This window comes from Blastococcus brunescens (genome assembly GCF_035320885.1).
GTDB classification, from domain to species: domain Bacteria; phylum Actinomycetota; class Actinomycetes; order Mycobacteriales; family Geodermatophilaceae; genus Blastococcus_B; species Blastococcus_B brunescens.
Map to the genome: position 1 here is coordinate 3,447,249 of NZ_CP141261.1, position 14,787 is coordinate 3,462,035.

Below are 14,787 nucleotides of genomic sequence, written 5' to 3' on the forward strand. Positions count from 1 at the left end.
GCCCAGGTGAGGTACGGAGCAGGTGCGGGCGGGCCGCGGTTGTCCCGGCCCGGTCCCCGGTCCGCGCACAGGGACACGCCGAACCGTCCCCACGTGCTCCACAGGTTTGTCCACAGGCTGTGGGGAACGCGCCCGGGAGGTGGGCACCGGCACTCGCCCTCCGTGCACCACGGCTGGCCCGCCCACCTGCGCTGACGGGTAGCGTTCCTGCGCAACGGCGCCCGGCGCGCGTGCCGAGGCACCCCGAGTTCGAGGAGATCCCCGTGGCGGAGAGCTACAACGGCTACTGCGTGAAGTGCAAGGAGAAGCGCGACTTCGACGGCGAGGTCAAGGTCAGCGAGTCCGGCCGTCGCATGGCGCAGGGCACCTGCCCCGTCTGCGGCACCAAGATGAACCGGATCCTGGGCAAGGCCTGAAGAAGGACCCCTTCCCCCGCCCCTCGCAGGCTCGGGGCGGGCCCCTGAAGGGCCGTACGGCGGCGCTCTCTCGGGGGCGCCGCCGTTCGTCGTCCGGGCCTGTGGACGAGGCGCGCGTACCGGGCGTGGCGCTGCGACGCTGCCCCGGTGAGTGACTCCGCCCATCCCCTCCTCCCCGCCGCCACTCCCCTGCTCCACGACGGCACCGAGGGCGTGCGGGTGGGCGGCGTCGACACCGGCCCCGGCCTGGCGCTCGGGCCGGAGCACACCGAGGTGGTCGCCCTCCTCCGTGGGCTCGACGGGCGACGGGCCCAGCGGGCCGTGCTGGGCGACGCCGTCCTGGCCGGATTCGATCCGGTCGTCGTCGAGGAGGTGCTGGAGGGCCTTCGGGCCGCTGGACTCCTGGTGGACCTGGACGCGGGCGACCTGCTCGCCTCGGTCGCGGGACCCGCCGCGGCCGCTCGCACCGCCCCGGAACTGCCCGCCGCGCTGACCAGACCCGGCGGGTGGCGCGCGCGCCGGCGGGCGACGGTCGTGGTGCAGGGGGCCACGCGGGTGGGCACGCCGCTGGCGGCGATGCTCGCTGCCAGCGGCATCGGCCGGGTGACCGTGCGAGATCCCGGGGTCACGGCCGCGGGGGACGCCGTCGTCGGAGGGCTGAGCGCAGAGGACGAAGGACGGCCGCGCGCACTGGCCGCCGCGGATGCGGTCCGCCGGGCGAGCCCGCTGACCGACCTCCGGCCGCTGCCCTCGGACTCCGACGCCGACCTGGTGGTCCTGGCCCGGCCATGGGCAGCCTCGGATCCGCTGGTCGCGGGCCTGCAGCGCTCCGGGGTGCCGCACGTGGTGGCGACGGTCCGCGGGGAGACGGGAGTGGTGGGGCCGCTCGTCGTCCCCGGGGTGACGAGTTGTCTGCACTGCGCCGACCTGCACCGCCGCGACGTCGACCCGCGCTGGCCCCGGCTGGCGGCCCAGCTGACGGCGGGCGAAGCACCACCCAGCGGCTCCACGATCACGTGCCTGCTCACCGCCGCGACCGCCGCGCTGCAGGTGCTCGCCTACGTCGACGGCTCGGCCGCACCCGGGGTGCTGGAGGCCACCGTCGAGCTGCGCCCACCGCACCTCACGCCACGGCTGCGTCGCTGGCCACCGCACCGCGACTGCCCGTGCCGGGCCGCCGACGCCACGGCCCCGACGGGTACCGCAACCACCCGCCCGGGCGATCCGGCGACGACTCCTGCGGGCGCGGAGGTCCGCCGGCAGGGAACAATGGGCGGCTGACCGGGCTCACGAGCTCACCGAGAAGAGACGCCAGGCCCTTCCGGGGTGCCCGGCGGCGAGGAGGACGCGTGAGTGACGACGGACCGGTGATGCCGCGGGGCTCGGTCTCCCGGACCGCTCGGCTGGCCTCCCTCCCCTCGGCGCTGCCGGCCGCGCCACCCTCGGCCTGGGCAAGCGGCTCTCCGGCCGCGACGCGGACGCGGTCGCCGCCGAACTGCAGGCGCGGACGGCGGAGCAACTGTTCGCCGTCCTCGGCCAGCTCAAGGGCGGGGCGATGAAGCTCGGCCAGACGTTGTCGGTGTTCGAGGCCGCCGTTCCCGAGGAGGTCGCGGCGCCCTACCGCGAGGCGCTGACCAAGCTCCAGGAGGAGGCGCCGCCGATGCCGGTGCGCACCGTGCACGCGGTGCTCGCCCAGCAGCTCGGCGGCACCTGGCGCACGCGGTTCGCCGAGTTCGACGACCAGCCGGCGGCGGCCGCCAGCATCGGTCAGGTGCACCGGGCCACCTGGCGCGACGGGCGGGACGTGGCCGTCAAGATCCAGTACCCGGGCGCGGCGACGGCGCTCATGGCCGACCTCAACCAGCTCGCCCGGTTCGCGCGGCTGTTCGCCGCACTCTTCCCCGGCATGGACGTCAAGCCGTTGATCGCCGAGCTCAAGGCGCGGGTCGTCGAGGAGCTGGACTACGGCCTGGAGGCCGACGCCCAGCGTGCCTTCGCGGCCGCCTACGCCGGCGACGACCAGATCTGCGTCCCCCGCGTCGTGGCCAGCGCGCCGAAGGTCATCGTCTCCGAGTGGCTGGAGGGCACCCCGCTCTCCCGGATCATCGCCGACGGCACCCGCGAGCAGCGCGACCGCGCCGGGCACCTGCTGGCGGTGCTCCACTTCTCCGGACCGCAACGGGCGGGGATGCTGCACGCCGACCCGCATCCGGGGAACTTCCGCCTGCTGGCCGACGGACGACTCGGCGTCATCGACTTCGGCGCCACCGCCCGGCTGCCCGACGGGCATCCGGAGCCGATCGGCCGGTTGCTGCGGTGGGCCCTGGCCGGCAAGGCGGACGAGGTGCTCGCCGACCTGCGCGCCGAGGGCTTCGTGCGGCCGAACGTGGAGGTCGACGCCCAGGGGTGCACGACTTCCTGCGCCCCATGCTCGACCCCCTGGTGGACCGGCACTTCCACTTCACCCGCGCCTGGATGCAGGAGCAGGCCGCCCGGATCGCCGATCCCCGGTCCGAGGCGAGCCGGCTCGGCCGGCAGCTCAACCTGCCGCCGGCCTATCTGCTCATCCACCGGGTGACGATCGGCTCCATCGGCGTGCTCTGCCAGCTCGACGCCGCCGGTGACTACCGGGGCGTCCTCGAGGAGTGGCTTCCCGGCTTCGTCGAGTAGCCGTACTGCTTGGTCGTGCCGAGTGGGGCCCGGAGGGTCCCGCGATGGCGCGACGGCGGGGCTTCGCGCCATCGGGGACGGCTCCTGGCCGCGGTGCGGTCCGGAGGACCGCAGTGTTCTAGTAGACGGCGGCACTGGCCCGCGCGGCGCGGCGCACCGCACGCTCCGCGCGGCGAGCCGCGCGGCGAGCGAGGTACAGGCGACGGGCACGCGAGGCCATGGCGGCCTCGGCCTGCATCTCGCCCATCCGGCTGCGGGCCAGATCCTGTTCGAGCATGTACATGACGGTTCCTTCTGGATGAGTGTTCGGACCCCTGCCGATCGGCAGGGGACGTGCTCGGTGGTCAGGCGGCCACGACCTTGCGGGGACGGCCCCGCGGACGCTTCCGCGCGATGACGGCGCCGCGTTCGAAGATCTCGCCGCCCCAGACACCCCACGGCTCGCCCCGGTCCAGGGCGCCCGCCAGGCAGGCGTTCCGGATCGGGCACTCGGCGCACAGGCTCTTGGCCTGCTCGAGCAGCGCGGGGCTCTCGGCGAACCACAGCTCCGGGTCCTCCACCCGGCACGGCAGGGGCGCCGCACCGGTGCAGGGGCCGATGGCGTGGGTCGTCTCGGTGGGAAGCCCCCGGTCCAGGGGAGCCCGGGTCGGCGGTGGGACGTCGGGCGGGCGATCGTCTGCTGCACTGCCGCTCCTCCTCGTTCTCTCGTCTGCGACGGCCGGCGGAGGTCCGCCGACCGGAAGTCGGGGCCGGGGCCGCGGGCAAGAGAAAGGCCGCGGATCCCGGGATTCGGGTTCCGCGGCCTCGTGGAGGACCGGTCGAGCGCTTAGCTCTGCGGTCTCCTCGAGGAGTGGGACCCGAGGGTGGTGCCGTTGTTGTCGAAGACGTGCTTGGTCACGACGTCGTGGCCGATGGCCTGCCGGCTGACCGGACGGAGGCGGACAGCGGTGCCGCCTGCGGGCAGACCGGTCCCCTGCGACGCAGCGGTGGGCGCGACCGCACGCTCGGCGAGGCCGGCGCACAGGCCCGGCGCGTAGACCGGACGCGCGTCGAGGCCGCCCTGGCCGAGGAGATCGGCGGGGGCAAACGTCGGTGTCATGCTGATCATCAGTGCCCCCTCCTTCCTCGGTGTCGGCGCTGACCGGGCGGCCAGCAGCGCGGGGGTGCAGCTCGTGTGTGCCGAGACACTATGACCTCGGCGAAAACCGGGTCAATCGATTTAACGGCGAGTTCCTCCGGATGTGTCGTCCCGGCCACCTCGCCCGCCTGCCGTCGCGCTCGGTGAGGACGCGGCCCGGTCGGTCACCCGTCAGGGGCCCGCGCCGGACCGCGTGGCGCTGGGGAAGGGTGTCCGTGCTCAGCCGCTGACGGCCGCCAGCACGTCCTCGCCGTACAGGTCCAGCTTCCGGGCGCCGATGCCGGGCAGCCCGGACAGCTCGCGCAGCGTCGACGGCCGCGTCTCGGCGATCGCCTGCAGCGTCGCGTCGGTGAAGACGACGTAGGCCGGGACCGACGCCGACTGCGCTGTCTCGCTGCGCCAGGCACGCAGCCGCTCGAACAGCTCGCCGGCCTCACCCTCGAGGACCACCTTGGGCCGCTTCACCGGTCTGCGCGCCGCCGGCGCCGTCGGACCGGATCCGGGCGCCAACCCGTCCAGGAAGCGGCTGCGGGGACGGGCGCGCTTGGCTCCCGGGTTGCGGCCCAGTGACCAGGAGAGGGACAGGTGCTCGCGGGCCCGGGTGATCGCTACGTAGAGCAGCCGGCGCTCTTCCTCGACCGCGTCCGGCCGGCTCAGCGACTGCGCGATCGGGACCACTCCGTCGACGAGACCGACGACGAAGACGACGTCCCACTCCAGGCCTTTCGCCGCGTGCATCGACGCGAGGGTGACGCCCTGCACGGTCGGGGCGTGCTGGGCATTGGCCCGCTCGGCCAGGTGCCCCACGAAGCCGGCGAGGTCGAGGGTCGGGTTCTCCGCCACCAGGTCGACCGCCAGGTCGACCAGGGCGGCGAGGACTGCCAGCGGTCGCGCGCGGCGCCACCGGCGGGTGGCCGGTGCTCGGCCCACCCCACCGAGGCCAGCACGTCGCGGACGGTCGGCACGAGGGCGCCCGGATCGCTGCCACCGGCCGCAGCCCCACGGAGCAGCAGCACGGCCTCGCGGACCTCGGGCCGCTCGAAGAACCGCTCGCCGCCCTTGAGCACGTAGGGCACCCCGACGTCGGCCAGCGCCGCCTCGTAGACCTGGGACTGCGCGTTGATCCGGAAGAGCACGGCGATCTCGGCCGCAGGCATGCCCGCGTCGATGAACGCCTTGCACTTCCCGGCGACCGCGGCCGCCTCGGCGGGCTCGTCGGGGTGCTCGAGGAACGTCGGCTCCGCGGCGTCGGGACGCTGGCCGAGCAGCCGCAGACCCGGCAGGCCCTTGCGCTTCGGTGCCTGGCCGATCAGCCGGTTCGCCAGACCCACCACCTGCGGGGTCGAGCGGTAGTCCCGCTCGAGCTTGACCACGGCGGCGTCGGTGTAGCGGTCGGCGAAGCCGAGCAGGTAGTCCGGATCTGCGCCGGTGAACGAGTAGATGGTCTGGTTGGGGTCGCCCACCACGCAGACCTCGGCGCGCCCCCGAGCCACGCGTCGAGCAATCGCTGCTGCAGCGGGTTGACGTCCTGGTACTCGTCCACGACGAAGTGCCGGTACTGGCCGCGGATCTCCCGGGCCACCGCCGGGTGCTCCTCGATCGCGAACGCGGTCACCAGCAGGAGGTCCTCGAAGTCCAGGGCGCCGTCGCGCTGCTTCGCCGACTCGTAGCCGGCGTACACCCCGGCGACGGCGGCGGCGTCGAACGGCGGTTCCCGTCCGGCGGCCTTCGCGCGGGCCGGGTAGTCGTCAGGCGTGGCGAGAGTGGTCTTCGCCCACTCGATCTCACTGGCCAGGTCGCGCAGGCTGGTGCGGTCGGTGGACAGCCGGGCTCGCGACGCGGCGGTGGCCACCAGGCGCAGCTTGTTCTCGACCAGCGACGGCATGGGCCCACCGAGCACCCGGGGCGCGAAGTAGCGCAGTTGCCGCATGGCGGCGGCGTGGAACGTCCGTGCCTGCACACCGCCGACGTCCAGGGCGGCCAGCCGTCCCCGGAGTTCACCGGCGGCACGGGCCGTGAACGTCACCGCGAGGACCTGCTCGGGCACGTAGACGCCGGTGTGGACCCCGTAGGCGATCCGGTGGGTGATGGTGCGCGTCTTGCCCGTGCCGGCGCCGGCCAGGATGCAGACCGGCCCCACGACCGCCTGCGCGGCCTCCTGCTGCTCCTCGTCGAGCGCGGCGAGGACGGCCTCCGCGCGCGAGGTCGGCTCGCTGCCGTGGCGCGCTGACCCGGTCTGCGACATCGGTGCCTCCTCCCTCCCGCGGCCGACGTGTACCGCCGATCCTGTCAGCCGGGTGCGACGGCGCCGGGAAGCATCCCCAGCGACACTGCGTTGCCATCGACACACGCCGGGCCACCCTCAGGGGTGGACCCGTCCGGAACTACCAGGGAGGATCCCCTCGATGACCTCGACCCCCACGGCCCCCGTGACGATGTACACCACCGACTGGTGCGGGTACTGCGTGCGCCTCAAGAAGCTCATGCAGCGCGAGGGGATCCCGTTCGCGGAGGTCAACATCGAGCACGACGAGCAGGCGGCGGAGCTGGTGATGCAGGCCAACGGCGGCAACCGGACCGTGCCCACGCTCCTGTTCGCCGACGGCGCCGCGCTCACCAACCCCACCATCGACCAGGTGAAGGCCCAGCTGGGCCACCTGTCGCAGGCGTGAGCACCCCGTGATCCCCGGTCCCCGCCCCTCGGAGAGGCAGCGCCGCCCTGGAGCGGGTGACCACGGCACCGACGTCCCAGGACCCACCGCCGGAGCCCCCTCGCGGACGTCGGTCTCATGGGCCCGGGGCCCGACCTGTCGGCGACCGTCGCGGATCCCTCGTGCACGCCGGTCGTGCTCACCCGTACCGAACGCGGCTGGTGCGTGCAGTCCCCGCCGGCGGGGAGATGGCCGGCGACCTCGTGGAGGGACTCTCCCTCGCCGACCTCGTCGCCGAGGAGTTCGGCGTCCTGACCGAGCCCGACCGCACCGCCCGGCGGTCGGCCCGGGGAACCGGCGCCGGCGAGGCGCCGCTGGACCCGATGGCGGCACGGGTGGCCGAACTGGAGCGCACCGTCGCCCAGCTCGAGCACGCGCTCGCCGCCCGGGTGTCCACCGAGCGCGCCATCGGCGTCCTCGCCGAGCGGCACGGCACCAGCGCACGAGCCGCCTTCGAGGCGTTGCGCCGGGACGCACGGTCCCAGGGGCGGCCCGTCGCAGAACTGGCACGCGAGGTGCTGGACGGCCTCCGCGACGGCACCCCGGAAACGGCGTCCCCCGACGCGCCGCCCGGGACCGCCCCGCCCTCGTCCGGTCGGTCGGTCCCTGCCCCCGGCGTGCGCCGGCCGGGCACCGTGGTCGCCCCCGTCGTCGCGCCGGCCCCTGGGCCGCCCGCGGTCCCGCGGCCGTCGTCATCGCGGACGGCGTTTCCTGACCCGTCCGCAGCCGCTCACCCCGGACGCCCTCGCACGGCGCCTCGCCGACCTCGTCGCACCGCTCGAGCCCTACCCGGGCGCGGCAGCTCTGCGGGTGGCCGTCGACGGGCCGGACGCGGCGGCCCCGGAACTCCTGGCCGACGCCGTCGCCGACCTGCTGCCGGCGCTGGGCCGCCCGGCGGTCGTCGTCCCGGCCAGTGGGTTCTACCGGCCGGCCTCGCTCCGCCTGGAGCACGGCCGCACCGATCCCGACGCCCGCTACACCGACTGGCTCGACGTGAGCGCCCTCGCCCGCGAGGTGCTCGGGCCCGTCGGTCCTGGTGGCGCCGGGGAGTACCTGCCGGTCCTGTGGGACGTCGTCCGCGACCGGGCGGCCCGGGCACGGCGGCGTCCGGCTCCGCAGCAGGGCGTGCTGCTGGTACCGGGCGCGCTGCTGCAGGGCGTCGGGCTGCCGTTCGACGTCGTGGTGCACCTCAGGATGTCCCCGTCCGCGAGGCGCCGGCTGACCCCGGCCCACCAGGCGTGGGAGCTCCCGGCCTTCGACCGCTACGACGACGAGGTGGACCCCTCGGGGCTGGCCGACGCCGTGGTGCTGGCCGACCATCCCGACCGACCGGCACTGGTGCTCTCGGGCCGCTTCGCTAGCTGAACTCCCCGGCGACCCAGCGGTCGATGATGTGCCGGGCGATCGACACCGGCGGCGGCAGCGCGGCCGGACCGGCGCCGGAGCTGAGCTCCTCCCGCGTGAACCAGCGGGCCTCCTCGATCTCGGTGGGATCGAGGACGAGCTCGTCGTCCCCCGCGGACCGGGCCACGAAGCCCAGCATCAGCGACTGGGGAAGGGCCACGGCTGGCTGCCGACGTACCGGATGTCGGTCACCGCGAGGCCGACCTCCTCGGCGACCTCCCGCGCGACGGCCGCCTCGGCCGACTCCCCGGCTCGACGAATCCGGCGAGGATCGAGAACCGGCCGGGCGGCCACACGGCCTGCCGTCCCAGGACGAGCCGGTCCGCGCCGTCGTGGACCAGCATGATCACCGCCGGGTCGGTCCGCGGGAAGATCTCGGTGCCGGTGCTCGGGTCGCGCTGGCTCCACCCGGCCCGCTCGATGGTCGTCGCGGTCCCGGTCAGCGGGCTGAAGCGGTTGCGCTCGTGCCATTCGAGGATGCCGATCGCCTCGACCAGCAGGCCGGCGTCCAGGTCGGCGAGGTCGGCCCCGACCTCGCGCAGGCCCGACCAGCTGTCGACCGCCCGCCCGCTGACCGTGAGCGAGCGCTCCCCCGGACGGCGGCGTAGGGAACACCGTCGGCCTCGCCCAGGTAGACGGCTGCCAGGGGCAGCTGCGGCTGCACGTCCCAGACCAGTTCCGGACCGTCCGGCCCCTCGGCCACCGGCACGCTGCGGTGCGCGTCGACGGTGAGCACGCGGACCGGCCGGCCGCCGGTCGGGTCGGGGAGGGACCGAGCCAGGTGGGTGCGGTCGTGGGCGACGCGGGAGAGCACCGGCACCTCGCCGTGGGACGGCCCGGTGCTCTCCGGCCAGGCCGAGGCGGGCACGGTCATCCGGGAGCGCCGGCGCGCAGGCTGACCGGCGCCAGTGCGCCGAGCGGCTCCGCGATCCGGTCGGCGTCGCCGACGACGACCACGGTCAGGGCCGACGACGCCAGGTACCGGCGCGACGCCTCCTGGACCTGCTCGACGGTCACCTCCGCGAGGGCCTGCTGGTGCTCGGCCAGCCACCCCGGGGCAGCCCCGCCCCCACCAGCGCGGAGAGCGTGCTCGCCAGCCCGGCGTGGGTCGCCGTCGACAGCGCCATGCTGCCCAGGACGTAGCGCCGCGCCCCGTCCAGCTCGGCCTCCGTCACCGGGAGCAGGGCCATGCGGCCCAGCTCGTACCAGGTCTCGAGCAGGGCCGGCCCGGTCACCTCGGTGGCGACGTCGGCCTCGACCTGGAAGGAGGAGCCGGCCGCCTGGTGGTCCACCGAACTGCGCGGGCTGTACGTGTAGCCCTTGCCCTCACGGATGTTCTCGACGAGGCGGGAGGAGAAGTACCCGCCGTAGATCATGTTGGCCAGGCGCAGGGCGGGCAGGTCGGGATCGGTCCGGCCGGGCGCGGGTCCACCGAGCCGGATGTTGGACTGCACCGCACCGGGCCGGTCCACCACCTCGACGCCGGTGCCCCGGAGATCCGGGGCCGGCGGCGCCTCGACGGCGTGCCCGGTCCCGATCCACTCCCCAGTGCGCCGTCGACGACGTCGGCCGCGACTGCCGGGTCGAGGTCGCCCACCAGGACCAGCGTGCTGCCGGCGGGCAGCACCCGGGACCGGTGCAGGTCGCGCAGGGCACCGCCGTCGACGGCACCCACGAATTCCGGATCGGGCAGCGTGATGGCGTACGGGTGGTCGCCGTACCGGCGCGCCGCGAGGGCGCTGCGGGCGATGACGCCCGGCTGGGAGAGCGCGATGGCGATCCGCTCGGCCACGCGGTCCCGCTCCCCTCCACCTTCTCGTCGGGGTAGGTCGCGCCGGCGAGCAGCTCGGCGAGCACGCCCAGGACGGGACCGAGGCCGTCGGGCAGCAACGTCGTGGCGAACAGCAGGCGGTCGGGATCGGTGGCGACCGAGAGCTCGGCGCCGTGTCCCTGCAGCAGCTGCGCGATCTCGGTCTGGTCGTGCGCCGCCGTCCCCAGCAGGACAGCGCCGGAGAGCACCGACCCCGGGCGGTGTGCAGCCCCGCGTCGGCCGCCGTCGTCGCGGCGAACGGCACCCGGAGGCGCAGCTCGATCAGGGGCACCCCGGGTCGGGGCACGACCACCAGGCGCAATCCGCTCGGCAGGGTGGACTCCACCGCGGTCGGCACCGGCTGCGGACGCGGCTCACCCAACGGCGGGATCAGCGACAGGTCCAGGCTCACGAGTCCTCCTCGCTGGCGCTCGTCGTCGGCGTTCGCCGGGCTGCTGTGCTCCTGGGTGCCCTCGCACGCTCGGTCACCGTCGTCCTCCCGTGGCGCGCAGCTCGAGGACGGCGGCGGTGTCGGGATCCAGCTCGCGGGCGGCAGCCTTGACCTGGTCGGGCGTCACCGCGGCGAGCCGGGCGGCGAGCTCGCCGGCCAGCTCGGCGCGGCCGTGCACGATCTCGGCCGCGGCGAAGCCCAGGGTGCGGCCGAGCACGGAGTCGGCCTGCCGCAGCAGCTGGGCCTCGGTGCGCGCCTGCACTCTCTGCAGCTCGTCCGCGGGGACGCCGTCCTCGGCGATCCGGCGCACCTCCTCGTGCACCGCGGTCTGCACCCGCTCCACCGGGACCGAGGCCGGGTGGTGCACCTGGGTGGTGAGCAGGGTGGCGTCCCGCACGTCGAAGGGGTCGCCGAACAGGCCGACGTAGCTGCTCTGGCCGATCGCGATGCGGTCGTCGTGCACCAGCCGGCGCTCCAGTCGGGAGGCGTCACCCTCGCTGAGCACCTCGGCCAGCAGGACGGTGCCCAGATAGCGGTCGAAGTCGCCCACGGGGTCGGGCACCCGCCAGCCGATGGCCAGCGCGGGGCCGGCGCCAGCGCGTCCTCGACGACCGCCGTCCGCACCGTGGTGGGCAGCGGCTCCCCGGTCGGCGGCAGCGGCGGCACGTCGCGGGCGGCGACGGGGCCGAACCAGCGCTGGACGAGCCGCTCGGTCTCGGCGACGTCGAAGTCGCCACCGAGGCAGAGAACGGCGTTGCCCGGCGCGTAGTAGCGGGAGAAGAAGTCGGCGGCGTCGTCGACGGTCGAGGACTCCAGGTCGACGAAGGAGCCGTAGCCGTCGTGGGTGTTGGCGAAGCTGTCGAACGCGATCTGCGGCAGCTGCAGCCAGGGAAGGCGCCGTACGGCCGGTTCAGCACGTTGACCCGGATCTCCTCCTTCACCACGTCGATCTGGTTCCGGAGGTTCTCCTCGGTGATCGCCGGCGCGGCCATGCGGTCGGCCTCGAGGAACAGCGCGCGCTCCAGCGCCTCGGCCGGCAGCGCCTCGAAGTAGTTCGTGTAGTCCTGGTGGGTCGAGCCGTTGAACGTGCCGCCGGCGGCCTGCACCAGGCGGGCGTGCTCCATCTTCGGGACGTTGGCCGACCCCTGGAACATCATGTGCTCGAAGAGGTGGGCGAAGCCGGTCCGTCCCTCGGGCTCGTTCCGCATGCCGACGTCGTAGAAGACGCTGACCGCGACCACGGGGACGCTCCGGTCGGGGGCGAGGACCACGCGCAACCCGTTGTCGAGCGTGAACCGCTCCACCGGGTGCCGCAGGGTCAGTTCGGTCCCGGCTGCTGTCACGTCGACGACAGTAATCGCTGGGCTCGGTCCGGGACCGGCGCGTCCTACCTCACCGCATCGGGACGCTCCTATGACGTGTCAAGGCGTCGTGGGGACTGTTTCGAGGCGGCGGTAGAGCTCGCGGGCGATGTAGCGCTTGAGGATGCGTTTGATCTCTCGGTCGGTCTTGCCCTGGGCGCGGCGGCGGTCGGCGTAGGCGCGGGTGCGTGCGTCGCGTTGTAGCCGGACGAGGGCCACGGTGTGCAGGGCGCGGTTGAGCTGTCGGTCGCCTGCTCGGTTGAGTCGGTAGCGGACGGTCTTGCCCGAGGACGCCGGGATCGGTGCGGTGCCGGCGAGCATGGCGAAGGCGCCATCGTCGCGGCAGCGGCCGGGGTGGGACCAGGCGGTGAGCGCGGTGGCGGCGACGATCGGGCCGACTCCGGTCAGCTCGAGCAGATCGGGCCGCCAGGACCGCACGATGGCGCGGATCTGGGTCTCGTGCCCGCGGGCTTCTTTCTCCATGAACCGGATCCGGCGGGCCAGATCGCGCAGCACCGTCAACGCCGTGATCACCTCCAGCTCCCCGGTGGCCGCCGTCGGTCGCAGCCGGGCAGCGGTGGTGATCATGGTGCGGGTGGACTGTCCGCGGAACTTGCCCCGGACCACCTCGGGGGCGGTGGTGACCAGCGCGTGCAGCTGCCGCTGGGCGGCTGTGGCGGCCTCGATCGCGGCCCGGCGGGCGGTCAGTCGCATCTGCAGCGCCGCGCGCTGGCCACCGGTCTTGGGCTGGGCCAGGTGGGTGCGGGCCAGCGCATCCCGGGCGGCGCGTTCGGCGTCGATCGGATCAGACTTCGCTCCGGCCTTGCGCGCCGGGCGCTTGGGGCGGTCCAGTTCGATGACCAGTTCACCGAGCTCGGCCAGGTGCCGGGCCAGGCCGGCGCCGTAGCCGCCAGAGCCTTCCATCGCCCAGGCCCGCAGCCCGGGTGCTCCTGCGCCACCGCGCTGAGCCGGGCATAACCGTCCGGGTCAGCCGGCACGGTGATCCGGGCCAGCACCCCGCCGGTGCCGGTGTCGATCACGGCAGCGGTGTGGGTGTCTTTGTGCGTGTCGACGCCGATGACGACCTCGACCAGTTCTGCCAGCATGGACATGCGTTCTTCTCCTTGACCGGGGGACGCGGCAGGTCCCGGTCCGGTGCGGAGATGGCAGGACTGTGATGAGACACGCCAGCAGCTACTGGCGGTCAAGCTCCTGATCAGGCCAACGTCTCCCGCCGGGCCGGTGCCGACAGCAGCAGGCGGACAGGTCCCATGCAAGGCACGAAGCCAGTCCTCCCTGGAGTCACACCCACTGCTGTCGGCCGTCAGCCCATCACCGATGTACCGACCCGGCCACACTCACAGTCCTCCCTCATGGTCGACGGCGAGGGGGACCCATGATGACCAGGTTCCCTGATCATCATGGGCTCACAACACCTCGACGGCGTCGATCACGCGGTCGATCACGCCGTACAGCTCGGCGTGGGTGTTCGGGATCGAGATGTAGAGCAGCGCGGGCACCTCCCGGCCGACGTCGATGAGCAGCAGCGCGGCCCGCTCCCCGCTCGCGTCATAGCCGGGGGCGTCCCAGGCCAGCTGGAACTCGTACAGGTACGCGGGCTGCCCGTCGACGGTGCGGGGTTCCTCGCGCAGCACCGTCCGCTCGTTGGGCCGCGGGTAGTAGTTGAAGCGGACGCTGTCGGCGACGGTCTGCGTGGTGCTCCGCAGCGTGGCGGGGCCGGCCCACCCGAGGTTCGCGGCGAGCGGGCCCGACGTGCACTGCGCGATGAACGTGCTGCCCTCGGGGGTCAGATCCTGGGTGACGAAGTACTGCCCCGCGATCGCGGTGACCTCGGCCTGCATGCCCCGGTCGAACTCGTACCAGTTCTCGCCGAGGTAGGGGTAGGAGATGCCCGACGCCTGGTCGATGATCCGGACCGTGCCCGGAGGGAACTCCGGCCCGGGCGGCGGCAGCGGCTGGGCCGACGGCGCGGGCGACTCGGCGACCGGGTCGGAACCGGACCGCCCCAGGAACAGCGCGGCGACGACGACGGCGACCAGCGTGAGCAGCGAGATCCCGATGACCCAGGCCGTCCGGGCCGACCCGCCACCGGACGGCTCCTCGAACTGGGGCGCCGACGGCGGCACCGGCGTGGGCGGCGCGAGGACGGGCGAGGACTGCACCGCGACCCCGGGCCGGCCGGCGTCGCGACGTCGGACCACGTCATGCCGTTCCACCAGCGCACGAGACCCGACGTCCCGTCGGGGTCGGGGTACCAGCCGGGCGGCGGGGCCGGCTGGCCGGGTCCGGTCACGGCTCCCACCCTAGGGCGGCGGGTAGCGTTCCCGCCTCAACCGGGGAGGCGCCGTGCCCGCTGCTGCACCGGCGGCGGTCTCGGCCGCCGTCGTCGGCCGGCTGCGGGCCGCCGGCTGCGTGTTCGCCGAGGACGAGGCCCGGCTGCTGGTGGCCGAGGCCGGCTCCCGCGCCCGGCTGGCTGAGCTGGTCCGCCGTCGCGTCGCGGGCGAGCCCCTCGAGCACCTGCTGGGGTGGGCGGAGTTCGGCGGTCTGCGCGTCGCGGTGGAGCCGGGCGTGTTCGTGCCCCGGCGCCGGTCGGAGCTCCTCGTGACCGAGGCCGCCGTCCTGGCTCCTGGGAGCGCCGTCGTCGTGGACCTCTGCTGCGGATCGGGGCGGTGTCCGCCGCGCTGACCGCGGTGCTGGACCGGCCCGAGGTGCACGCCTCCGACGTCGACCCGGTGGCCGTGGCCTGCGCGCGGCGCAACCTGCCGGAGGGCACCGTGCACGTCGGCGACCTGTTCGACGCCCTGC

The 14,787-nt window shown here is 74.4% G+C and carries 21 protein-coding genes and 4 pseudogenes; 7 read left to right on the forward strand and 18 right to left on the reverse strand.

Going from position 1 to position 14,787, the window contains the following annotated elements; all coding sequences use genetic code 11:
• Positions 1-263: 263 nt before the first annotated feature.
• The 3 genes from U6N30_RS23190 to U6N30_RS23200 all read left to right on the forward strand — a co-directional run bounded on the left by U6N30_RS23190 (position 264) and on the right by U6N30_RS23200 (position 2,994).
• Positions 264-416 (forward strand): DUF5679 domain-containing protein, encoded by a 153-nt coding sequence (locus U6N30_RS23190; RefSeq protein ID WP_012950213.1) that lies wholly within the window; start codon positions 264-266, stop codon positions 414-416.
• Between the two features lie 147 nt (positions 417-563).
• The gene (locus U6N30_RS23195) at positions 564-1,697 is read left to right on the forward strand and encodes a ThiF family adenylyltransferase (protein WP_324274130.1); all 1,134 of its coding nucleotides are present in this window, start codon (positions 564-566) and stop codon (positions 1,695-1,697) included.
• A gap of 274 nt (positions 1,698-1,971) precedes the next feature.
• On the forward strand, positions 1,972-2,994 hold the full coding sequence (locus tag U6N30_RS23200; protein WP_324274131.1) for an ABC1 kinase family protein: 1,023 nt from the start codon (positions 1,972-1,974) through the stop codon (positions 2,992-2,994).
• Between the two features lie 210 nt (positions 2,995-3,204).
• Here the strand turns inward: U6N30_RS23200 and U6N30_RS23205 are convergent, their stop codons facing one another.
• The 6 genes and pseudogenes from U6N30_RS23205 to U6N30_RS23235 form a co-directional block, all read right to left on the reverse strand.
• Positions 3,205-3,369, reverse strand: coding sequence for a hypothetical protein (locus tag U6N30_RS23205; RefSeq protein ID WP_324274132.1), 165 nt, complete (start codon positions 3,367-3,369; stop codon positions 3,205-3,207).
• Between the two features lie 61 nt (positions 3,370-3,430).
• Complete coding sequence (locus U6N30_RS23210) at positions 3,431-3,646, reverse strand: WhiB family transcriptional regulator (protein ID WP_422677970.1); 216 nt, start codon at positions 3,644-3,646, stop codon at positions 3,431-3,433.
• Between the two features lie 266 nt (positions 3,647-3,912).
• A complete protein-coding gene (locus U6N30_RS23215; RefSeq protein WP_324278609.1) occupies positions 3,913-4,194 on the reverse strand; it encodes a hypothetical protein in 282 nt (93 codons plus the stop codon).
• A gap of 249 nt (positions 4,195-4,443) precedes the next feature.
• Positions 4,444-4,986 (reverse strand): HRDC domain-containing protein, encoded by a 543-nt coding sequence (locus U6N30_RS23220; RefSeq protein ID WP_324274133.1) that lies wholly within the window; start codon positions 4,984-4,986, stop codon positions 4,444-4,446.
• On the reverse strand, positions 4,878-5,597 hold the full coding sequence (locus tag U6N30_RS23225) for a 3'-5' exonuclease (protein WP_324278432.1): 720 nt from the start codon (positions 5,595-5,597) through the stop codon (positions 4,878-4,880). The genes U6N30_RS23220 and U6N30_RS23225 overlap by 109 nt, the downstream gene beginning before the upstream one ends.
• 72 nt (positions 5,598-5,669) lie before the next feature.
• Positions 5,670-6,469: pseudogene (locus tag U6N30_RS23235) on the reverse strand (UvrD-helicase domain-containing protein); the annotation flags it as partial.
• Positions 6,470-6,629: 160 nt separating this feature from the next.
• Here U6N30_RS23235 and U6N30_RS23240 point away from each other — a divergent pair.
• The 3 genes and pseudogenes from U6N30_RS23240 (at position 6,630) to U6N30_RS23250 (ending at position 8,300) form a co-directional block, all read left to right on the forward strand.
• Complete coding sequence (locus U6N30_RS23240) at positions 6,630-6,896, forward strand: mycoredoxin (RefSeq protein WP_324274134.1); 267 nt, start codon at positions 6,630-6,632, stop codon at positions 6,894-6,896.
• A 362-nt stretch (positions 6,897-7,258) separates the two neighbouring features.
• A pseudogene (locus U6N30_RS23245) lies at positions 7,259-7,396 on the forward strand (ANTAR domain-containing protein); the annotation flags it as partial.
• A gap of 349 nt (positions 7,397-7,745) precedes the next feature.
• The gene (locus U6N30_RS23250; RefSeq protein WP_324274135.1) at positions 7,746-8,300 is read left to right on the forward strand and encodes a nucleoside/nucleotide kinase family protein; all 555 of its coding nucleotides are present in this window, start codon (positions 7,746-7,748) and stop codon (positions 8,298-8,300) included.
• On the opposite strand, the gene U6N30_RS23255 is transcribed toward U6N30_RS23250, so the two are convergent.
• The 12 genes and pseudogenes from U6N30_RS23255 to U6N30_RS23310 all read right to left on the reverse strand — a co-directional run bounded on the left by U6N30_RS23255 (position 8,293) and on the right by U6N30_RS23310 (position 14,284).
• The gene (locus U6N30_RS23255; protein ID WP_324274136.1) at positions 8,293-8,499 is read right to left on the reverse strand and encodes an NAD(+) diphosphatase; all 207 of its coding nucleotides are present in this window, start codon (positions 8,497-8,499) and stop codon (positions 8,293-8,295) included. The two genes, U6N30_RS23250 and U6N30_RS23255, sit on opposite strands and share 8 nt — an antisense overlap.
• The gene (locus U6N30_RS34490) at positions 8,478-8,810 is read right to left on the reverse strand and encodes an NUDIX domain-containing protein (protein ID WP_422677971.1); all 333 of its coding nucleotides are present in this window, start codon (positions 8,808-8,810) and stop codon (positions 8,478-8,480) included. Before U6N30_RS34490 ends, U6N30_RS23255 begins: the two co-directional genes overlap by 22 nt.
• A complete protein-coding gene (locus U6N30_RS23265) occupies positions 8,779-9,213 on the reverse strand; it encodes a hypothetical protein (RefSeq protein WP_324274138.1) in 435 nt (144 codons plus the stop codon). The genes U6N30_RS34490 and U6N30_RS23265 overlap by 32 nt, the downstream gene beginning before the upstream one ends.
• Positions 9,210-9,356 carry a hypothetical protein gene (locus tag U6N30_RS23270; protein WP_324274139.1) on the reverse strand — a complete coding sequence of 49 codons (147 nt, stop codon included), beginning with the start codon at positions 9,354-9,356 and terminating at the stop codon, positions 9,210-9,212. The genes U6N30_RS23265 and U6N30_RS23270 overlap by 4 nt, the downstream gene beginning before the upstream one ends.
• Positions 9,353-9,814 (reverse strand): M16 family metallopeptidase, encoded by a 462-nt coding sequence (locus U6N30_RS23275; RefSeq protein ID WP_324274140.1) that lies wholly within the window; start codon positions 9,812-9,814, stop codon positions 9,353-9,355. The genes U6N30_RS23270 and U6N30_RS23275 overlap by 4 nt, the downstream gene beginning before the upstream one ends.
• A complete protein-coding gene (locus U6N30_RS23280) occupies positions 9,712-10,131 on the reverse strand; it encodes a hypothetical protein (RefSeq protein ID WP_324274141.1) in 420 nt (139 codons plus the stop codon). Before U6N30_RS23280 ends, U6N30_RS23275 begins: the two co-directional genes overlap by 103 nt.
• A gap of 503 nt (positions 10,132-10,634) precedes the next feature.
• Positions 10,635-11,150, reverse strand: a complete 516-nt coding sequence (locus tag U6N30_RS23285; RefSeq protein WP_324274142.1) for a peptidase M16 family protein — start codon at positions 11,148-11,150, stop codon at positions 10,635-10,637.
• Positions 11,151-11,269: 119 nt separating this feature from the next.
• Positions 11,270-11,485 (reverse strand): annotated as a pseudogene (locus U6N30_RS23290) (insulinase family protein); the annotation flags it as partial.
• A gap of 95 nt (positions 11,486-11,580) precedes the next feature.
• A pseudogene (locus U6N30_RS23295) lies at positions 11,581-11,943 on the reverse strand (M16 family metallopeptidase); the annotation flags it as partial.
• 78 nt (positions 11,944-12,021) lie between these two features.
• A complete protein-coding gene (locus U6N30_RS23300; RefSeq protein ID WP_324273226.1) occupies positions 12,022-12,885 on the reverse strand; it encodes a transposase in 864 nt (287 codons plus the stop codon).
• 503 nt (positions 12,886-13,388) lie between these two features.
• Complete coding sequence (locus U6N30_RS23305; RefSeq protein WP_324274143.1) at positions 13,389-13,823, reverse strand: hypothetical protein; 435 nt, start codon at positions 13,821-13,823, stop codon at positions 13,389-13,391.
• Entirely contained in the window at positions 13,769-14,284 is a 516-nt protein-coding gene (locus U6N30_RS23310; protein ID WP_324274144.1) for a DUF2510 domain-containing protein, read from the reverse strand. Before U6N30_RS23310 ends, U6N30_RS23305 begins: the two co-directional genes overlap by 55 nt.
• A 44-nt stretch (positions 14,285-14,328) precedes the next feature.
• On the opposite strand from U6N30_RS23310, the gene U6N30_RS23315 reads away from it, so the two are divergent.
• Entirely contained in the window at positions 14,329-14,667 is a 339-nt protein-coding gene (locus tag U6N30_RS23315; RefSeq protein ID WP_324274145.1) for a class I SAM-dependent methyltransferase, read from the forward strand.
• Positions 14,668-14,787: the final 120 nt, after the last annotated feature.